This is a genomic window from Paractinoplanes toevensis (assembly GCF_018332695.1).
In the GTDB taxonomy this organism is placed as follows: domain Bacteria; phylum Actinomycetota; class Actinomycetes; order Mycobacteriales; family Micromonosporaceae; genus Actinoplanes; species Actinoplanes toevensis.
On record NZ_BOQN01000170.1, the window covers coordinates 1 to 6,795 of the forward strand.

A 6,795-nucleotide genomic window follows, 5' to 3' on the forward strand; every position below is an offset into this window, starting at 1 on the left:
AACGGCTGCCTCCCCATCAACCTCCGAAGGGGCGATCGCCCGCGTAGCGAAGCGAAGCCGGAGAATCAGCGTCGACTCGGCTGATCGCGTCGACCAGGATCGCGAGGCCCTCGCGGGCCTCGTCGGCGGTCAGCGTCAGGGCCGGGCCGATCCGGATCACGTTGCCGTACAGGCCGCCCTTGCCGACCAGCAGGCCGCCGGCCCGGCACTCGTCGAAGACGCGGACCGTCGCGGCCGGATCGGGCTCGCTGGTGCCGGGCCGGACGAACTCGATGCCGATCATCAGGCCGCGGCCGCGCACCTCCCCCACGATCGGCACGTCGAGCGCCCGCAGCCCGTCCAGCACGATCGTGCCGACCTCGGCCGCGTTCGCCTGCAGATCGTGCGAGAGCACGTAGTCGAGCACCGCGTTGCCGGCCGCCGCGGACAGCGGGTTACCGCCGAACGTCGAGAAGCTGATCGCCGGCACCGCGTTCATCACCGACGCCCGCCCGACCACGCCGCCGAGCGCGAACCCGTTCCCGATCCCCTTCGCGAAGGTGACCAGGTCGGGCGTCACGCCGTGGGCCTGGTAGCCCCAGAAGTGCGACCCGGTGCGGCCCCAGCCGGTCTGCACCTCGTCGGCGATGAGCAAGATCCCAGATTCATTCAAGACCTTCTGGTACGCCCCCAGCACCCCGTCCGGAGCCGCGACGAACCCGCCCACCCCCTGGATCGGCTCGGCGATCAGCGCGGCCACGTCCCCGGCGGTCACGGTCGCGAGCACCTCGCGCAGGTCGTCGACGGCGGCCTCGGCCAGATCGCCGTCGGACAGGCCCACCATCCGCCCGCGCAGCCGGTCGGCCGAGGCGAGCCAGGACACGCTCAGCGGGCTCAGCGAGCTCGACGACCAGGACCGGTGCCCGGTGATGGCCATGGTCGCGAAGGTGCGCCCGTGGTAGCTGTTCTTGATCGCCAGGATCTGGTTGGACCGGCGCGCGTTGGTGGCCATCAGCAGCGCGGTCTCGTTGGCCTCGGTGCCGGAGTTGGTGAGGAAGACCCGGGCGTCCGGGATGCCGGAGAGCCGGGCGATCTTCTCGGCCAGCTCGACCTGCTGCCGGATCAGGTAGAGCGTGGAGGTGTGCACGACGCCCGTGGCGAGCTGCCGCTGCACCGCCTCGTTGATCTCGGCGACGTCGTACCCGATCATGTTGGTCAGCACGCCGCCGAAGAAGTCCAGATAGGTGCGGCCGTCGCTGCCGACGACTCGCCTTCCCGAGCCGGCGACGATCTCGATCGCGTCGTCGCCGTAGTAGATGGGCATCCAGTCCGGCAGCACGGCTTTGTGACGGGCCAGAAGGTCATCTGTCATGGAGATCTCCTTAGCGCCAGCCGCGGGGGTGCTGGCGGGTTCGGGGGCCGCTGCCGCGGCTGTCCAGGATGGCCGCCGACGCGAGCGCGTCGGCGAGATCGTCGAAGTCGCCGTCGACCAGCCCGGCCGTGACACGGACGTGGTCGCCGCCGATCGGGGTGACACAGAACGGCGCGCCGGGCGCCACCGCGATCCCCTGCGCGGCCAGCGAGACCAGGGCGATCTGCTGGTCGTCGACCGCCATCCACAGGTTGATGCCGTCGCCGGCGGTGGCGGTGACCCCGCGCTCGTGCAGGCGGGTGAGCAGGGCCGCGCGCCGCGCGGCGTACGCCTCGCGGGCGTCGGCGACCTGCGCGGCGGCGATGGGATCGGTGAGCAGATCCAGCAGTACGGCCTGCAGCAGCCGGCTGGACCAGCCCGGTCCGAGGTGGCGCCGGTCGGCGACCGCGGAGACCACCGTGGCGGGCCCGCCGATCGCGGCCAGCCGCAGGTCCGGCCCGTGGCTCTTGGAGAAGCTGGCGACGTGCAGGGTGCGCTCGGGCCGGTGCCGGCCGAGGCTGAGCGGGGGCGCGGTGGCGATGTCGCCGGCGTGATCGTCCTCGACGATCGTGACCCCGGGGAAGTCGCCGAGGACGGCGGCGAGCGCGGCCGCCCGGTCGGCGGAGAGGCTGGCGCCGGTCGGGTTGTGCGCCCGGGGCTGCAGGAACACCGCGACCGCCGGATGTTCGGTGAGGACGCCGTGCAGCCGGTCGGGAAGCATGCCGTGCGCGTCCATCGGCACCCCGATGACCGTGGCACCGACCGTCTGGAGCAGGTCGAGCAGGGGCGGGAAGGCCGGATTTTCCACGATCACGTGGTCGCCGAAGCGGACCACTGCGGTGATCACCCGATCGAGCGCGTCCAGGGCCCCGTCGACCACGGTGAGCCGCTCGGGCGGGAACGGCCAGCGCTCGCGCAGCACCGCCTCCAGGTCGGGCAGCACCGGGGCGTCCAGGTAGCCGGCGGTCAGCCGGCCGTCGCCGAGGCGCTTGAGCGCGTCGGTCAGGTCGGGCAGCAGATCGTGGTCGGGCACGCCGGTGGACAGGTCGTGCGACACCACCGCGTGCGCGCCCATCTGCGCGTACCGCCAGCCCTGCCGGGGACCGCCGGGGGTGGCCACGAACGTGCCGGAGCGGCCGCGGGTCTGGATGGCGCCGGCCCGGGCCAGGCTGCGCCAGGCCTCGCTGACCGTGGTGGGGCTGACGCCGAGCTCGCGGGCGACGTCGCGGACGGTGGGCAGCCGGGCCCCCGCCGGCAGGCTTCCGGCGCTGACCAGGCGGCCGACGGCCGCGGCGATTCCCCGGGCACTGCGATCATCCACCGCCCCGGTGATAAGCGCGATCAAGTTTGCCTTCCTGAAACATTTCGTTACGTACGGGCAATTGTTCGGCTCAATGTGTGTCGTTAGTGTCCTACGGCATCTGAACCCGTCAAGCAAGACCTAGCGAAGGCCGTATAACGGGGAGTAGACAGACGATCACAGGCGCTTCCACCGTGCCCGTGACCGGCAACTGATCAAGCAAGGAGGGCAGTCATGACCGACATCGTCCGCGCCGCTCTCGTCCAGACCACCTGGACGGGCGACAAGGAATCGATGATCAAGGCGCACGAGGATTACGCCCGTGACGCCGCCGCCCAGGGGGCGAAGGTGATCTGCTTCCAGGAACTCTTCTACGGCCCCTACTTCTGCCAGGTGCAGGACGCCGCATATTACGAGTACGCCGAATCCATTCCCGGTCCGACCACCGAGCGCTTCCAGGCGCTCGCGGCCGAGCTCGGCCTGGTCATGGTCCTGCCGATGTACGAGAAGGAGCAGGAGGGCGTCCTCTACAACACCGCCGCCGTGGTCGACGCCGACGGTAGGTACCTCGGCAAGTACCGCAAGCACCACATCCCGCAGGTCAACGGCTTCTGGGAGAAGTTCTACTTCCGCCCGGGCAACCTCGGCTTCCCGGTCTTCGACACCGCGGTCGGCAAGGTCGGCGTCTACATCTGCTACGACCGGCACTTCCCGGAGGGCTGGCGCGAGCTGGGCCTCGGCGGCGCCCAGATCGTCTTCAACCCGTCGGCCACCAGCCGCGGTCTGTCCAGTTACCTCTGGCAGCTGGAGCAGCCGGCCAGCGCGGTGGCCAACGAGTACTTCATCGGCGCGATCAACCGGGTCGGCATCGAGGAGCTCGGCGACGATGACTTCTACGGGCAGTCCTACTTCGTCGACCCGGAGGGCAAGTTCGTCGGCGAGGTCGGCGACACGCACAACCCCGAGCTGATCGTCCGCGACCTCGACCTGGGCCTGATCAAGACGGTCCGCGAGCGCTGGCAGTTCTACCGCGACCGCCGCCCGGAGGCCTACACCCGGACGGTGGAGCTGTGACGATTCTGATCAAGGGCGGAACGGTGGTCGGGCCGAGCGGCCCGTACTCCGGCGACGTCCTCGTCGACGGCGAGACCATCGCGGCGATCTTCGCGCCGGGCCAGGCTCCCGAGGGCCCGGAGATCATCGACGCGACCGGAAAATACGTGATCCCGGGCGCGATCGACGCGCACACCCACATGCAGATGCCGTTCGGCGGCACCGAGGCCAGCGACACGTTCGACACCGGCACCCGGGCCGCCGCCATCGGCGGCACCACCACGATCATCGACTTCGCCATCCAGCGGTACGGCGAGGTGGTGCAGGACGGGCTGGCCGCCTGGCACGCCAAGACGGCCGATCAGTGCCACATCGACTACGGCTTCCACATGATCATCGGTGGGGTCGACGACGACTCGCTCAAGGCCATGGACCAGCTCGTGGCGAGCGAGGGCATCACGAGCTTCAAGCTCTTCATGGCGTACCCCGGCGTCTTCTACTCCGACGACGGCCAGATCCTGCGGGCGATGCAGAAGGCGCGCGAGAACGGCGCCATGATCATGATGCACGCCGAGAACGGGCCGGCCATCGACGTACTCGTCAAGCAGGCCCTCGAACGCGGCGAGACCGACCCGGTCTTCCACGGCCTCACCCGGCCGCAGGAGCTGGAGGCGGAAGCCACCAGCCGGGCGATCTGGCTGGCCGCCGTGGCCGCCGACTGCCCGCTCTACATCGTGCACCTGAGCGCGTCGAAGGCCCTCGAGCAGGTGCGCAACGCCCGCGACCTGGGCCGCAACGTGTTCGCCGAGACCTGCCCGCAGTACCTGTACCTGACGCTGGAGGACCAGCTCGGCGCGCCGGGTTTCGAGGGCGCCAAGTGGGTCTGCTCCACTCCCCTGCGCTCGGGCAAGGAGAGCCACCGCGCCGACCTGTGGCAGGGCCTGCGCACCAACGACCTCTCCGTGGTCTCGACCGACCACTGCCCCTTCTGCATGAAGGACCAGAAGGAGATGGGCATCGGCGACTTCTCCAAGATCCCGAACGGCATCGGCAGCGTCGAGCACCGCGTCGACCTGCTCTACCAAGGCGTCGTCGAGAAGAAGCTGTCGCTCGCCCGCTGGGTCGAGACGATCGCGACCACGCCGGCCCGGATGTTCGGCATGTACCCGAAGAAGGGCATCATCGCGCCCGGCTCGGACGCCGACATCGTGCTCTACGACCCGAACGGCCGCACCCGGATCAGCGTCGAGACCCATCACATGAACATGGACTACTCGGCCTGGGAGGGCTGGGAGATCGACGGCAAGGTCGACACCGTCCTGTCCCGCGGCGAGGTCATCGCCAGCGGTGGCGAATACAAAGGCCGCAAGGGCCGAGGAAAGTACGTTCCCCGCTCGCTCAGCGATTACCTGGTGTGACATGGACATCGGCGTAGTTCTGCAGAACGACCCGCCCGCCTTGGGCGTGGTCGAACTGGCCAAGAAGGCCGAGGCGGCCGGCTTCAGCCACGTGTGGACGTTCGACTCGCACGTGCTGTGGCAGGAGCCGTTCGTCATCTACTCGAAAATCCTCGACGAGACCGAACGGGTCATCGTCGGGCCGATGGTGACCAACCCGGGCACCCGGGACTGGACCGTCATCGCCTCGACGTTCGCCACGCTCAACGAGATGTACGGCAACCGGACCGTCTGCGGCATCGGCCGCGGTGACTCGGCGCTGCGGGTGCTCGGCGCACAGCCGCAGACCCTCGGGCAGCTCCGCGAGGCGGTCCAGGTGATCAAGGGCCTGGGCAGCGGCGAGAAGGTCACCCTGCGCGGCAAGGAACTCCAGTTCGCCTGGGCCCCCGACTCGCGCCTGGAGGTCTGGGTCGCGGCGTACGGTCCGAAGGCTCTGGCCCTGACCGGCGAGGTGGGCGACGGGTACATCCTGCAGCTCGCCGACCCGGACATCGCCGCGTGGATGATCGGGGCGGTCCGCGCCGCCGCCGAGAAGGCCGGCCGGGACCCGATGGCGATCAAGTTCTGCGTGGCCGCGCCGGCCTACGTCGGCGACGACCTCGAGCACCAGCGCGAACAGTGCCGGTGGTTCGGTGGGATGGTCGGCAACCACGTCGCCGACATCGTCTCGCGTTACGGCGAGGGCGGTGCGGTGCCGCAGGCGCTGACCGACTACATCAAGGCGCGGCAGGGCTATGACTACGCCGAGCACGGGCGGGCCGGCAACAGCCACACCACGTTCGTGCCCGACGAGATCGTCGACCGGTTCTGCATCCTCGGCCCGGTGGAGAGCCACCTCAAGCGGCTGGAGGAGTTGAAAGCTCTGGGCGTCGACCAGTTCGCGGTCTATCTCCAGCACGACGCCAAGCTGGCCACGCTCGAAGCGTACGGGTCGCAGATCATCCCGGCGCTGACGTGAGACGAACCCTGTACGTCCTCCTCGGCGTCGCGATCTTCGCGGCGCTGTGGGAGGGCTACAAACTCGTCGGCAGCCCCGACGGCACGGTCCTGTTCGGGGTGCGGATCCTGCCGCGCGCGGACGACCTGTCCATGCCGCACCTGTGGACGGTGTTCGAACGGCTCGGCAAGCCCGAACTCACCGGCGGGCAACCGGTGTGGATCGTGGTGCTGCACGCGTGCGTGTTCACGTTCGGTATCACCGCGGCCGGTTTCCTGGCCGGTGCCGTGGTCGGGCTGCTGCTCGCCGTACTCATGCAGCAGTTCAAGATCGTCGAGCGCGGCCTGCTCCCCTACGTCATCCTCAGCCAGACCGTGCCGCTCATCGCGATCGCGCCGCTGATGGCCGGCTGGGGCGGCACCATCATGCCGCCCTGGGCGACGGTCTCGGTGATCGCCTCCTACCTGGCGTTCTTCCCGGTCGCCGTGGGCATGCTGCGCGGCCTGCAGTCGCCGACGGCGAGCGGGGTGGAGCTGATGCGCAGCTACGCCGCCGGGTGGTGGCGCACGCTGGTCAAGCTCCGGCTGCCGGCCTCGTTGCCCTACCTGTTCCCGGCGTTGCGGCTGGCCGGCGCGGCCGCCGTGGTGGGTGCGGTGGT

General features: G+C 69.8%; 6 protein-coding genes. 4 read left to right on the forward strand and 2 right to left on the reverse strand.

Annotated elements, in window-relative coordinates:
* Positions 1–16: 16 nt before the first annotated feature.
* Positions 17–1,351, reverse strand: a complete 1,335-nt coding sequence (locus Ato02nite_RS48645) for an aspartate aminotransferase family protein (protein WP_213013544.1) — start codon at positions 1,349–1,351, stop codon at positions 17–19.
* Between the two features lie 10 nt (positions 1,352–1,361).
* Positions 1,362–2,711, reverse strand: a complete 1,350-nt coding sequence (locus Ato02nite_RS48650; protein WP_246608208.1) for an aminotransferase-like domain-containing protein — start codon at positions 2,709–2,711, stop codon at positions 1,362–1,364.
* Between the two features lie 213 nt (positions 2,712–2,924).
* Between Ato02nite_RS48650 and Ato02nite_RS48655 the strand changes: the two genes are divergently transcribed.
* From Ato02nite_RS48655 to Ato02nite_RS48670, 4 genes are all read left to right on the forward strand, one after another.
* Positions 2,925–3,764: a nitrilase-related carbon-nitrogen hydrolase gene (locus Ato02nite_RS48655; protein WP_213013546.1), complete on the forward strand. Its 840-nt coding sequence runs from the start codon at positions 2,925–2,927 to the stop codon at positions 3,762–3,764.
* The gene (hydA, locus tag Ato02nite_RS48660) at positions 3,761–5,161 is read left to right on the forward strand and encodes a dihydropyrimidinase (RefSeq protein WP_213013547.1); all 1,401 of its coding nucleotides are present in this window, start codon (positions 3,761–3,763) and stop codon (positions 5,159–5,161) included. Before Ato02nite_RS48655 ends, hydA begins: the two co-directional genes overlap by 4 nt.
* A gap of 1 nt (position 5,162) precedes the next feature.
* Positions 5,163–6,158 (forward strand): TIGR03842 family LLM class F420-dependent oxidoreductase, encoded by a 996-nt coding sequence (locus Ato02nite_RS48665; protein ID WP_213013548.1) that lies wholly within the window; start codon positions 5,163–5,165, stop codon positions 6,156–6,158.
* Positions 6,155–6,795 (forward strand): ABC transporter permease (locus tag Ato02nite_RS48670; RefSeq protein WP_246608209.1); only part of this gene is annotated, 641 nt, incomplete at its 3' end. The genes Ato02nite_RS48665 and Ato02nite_RS48670, both read left to right, overlap by 4 nt.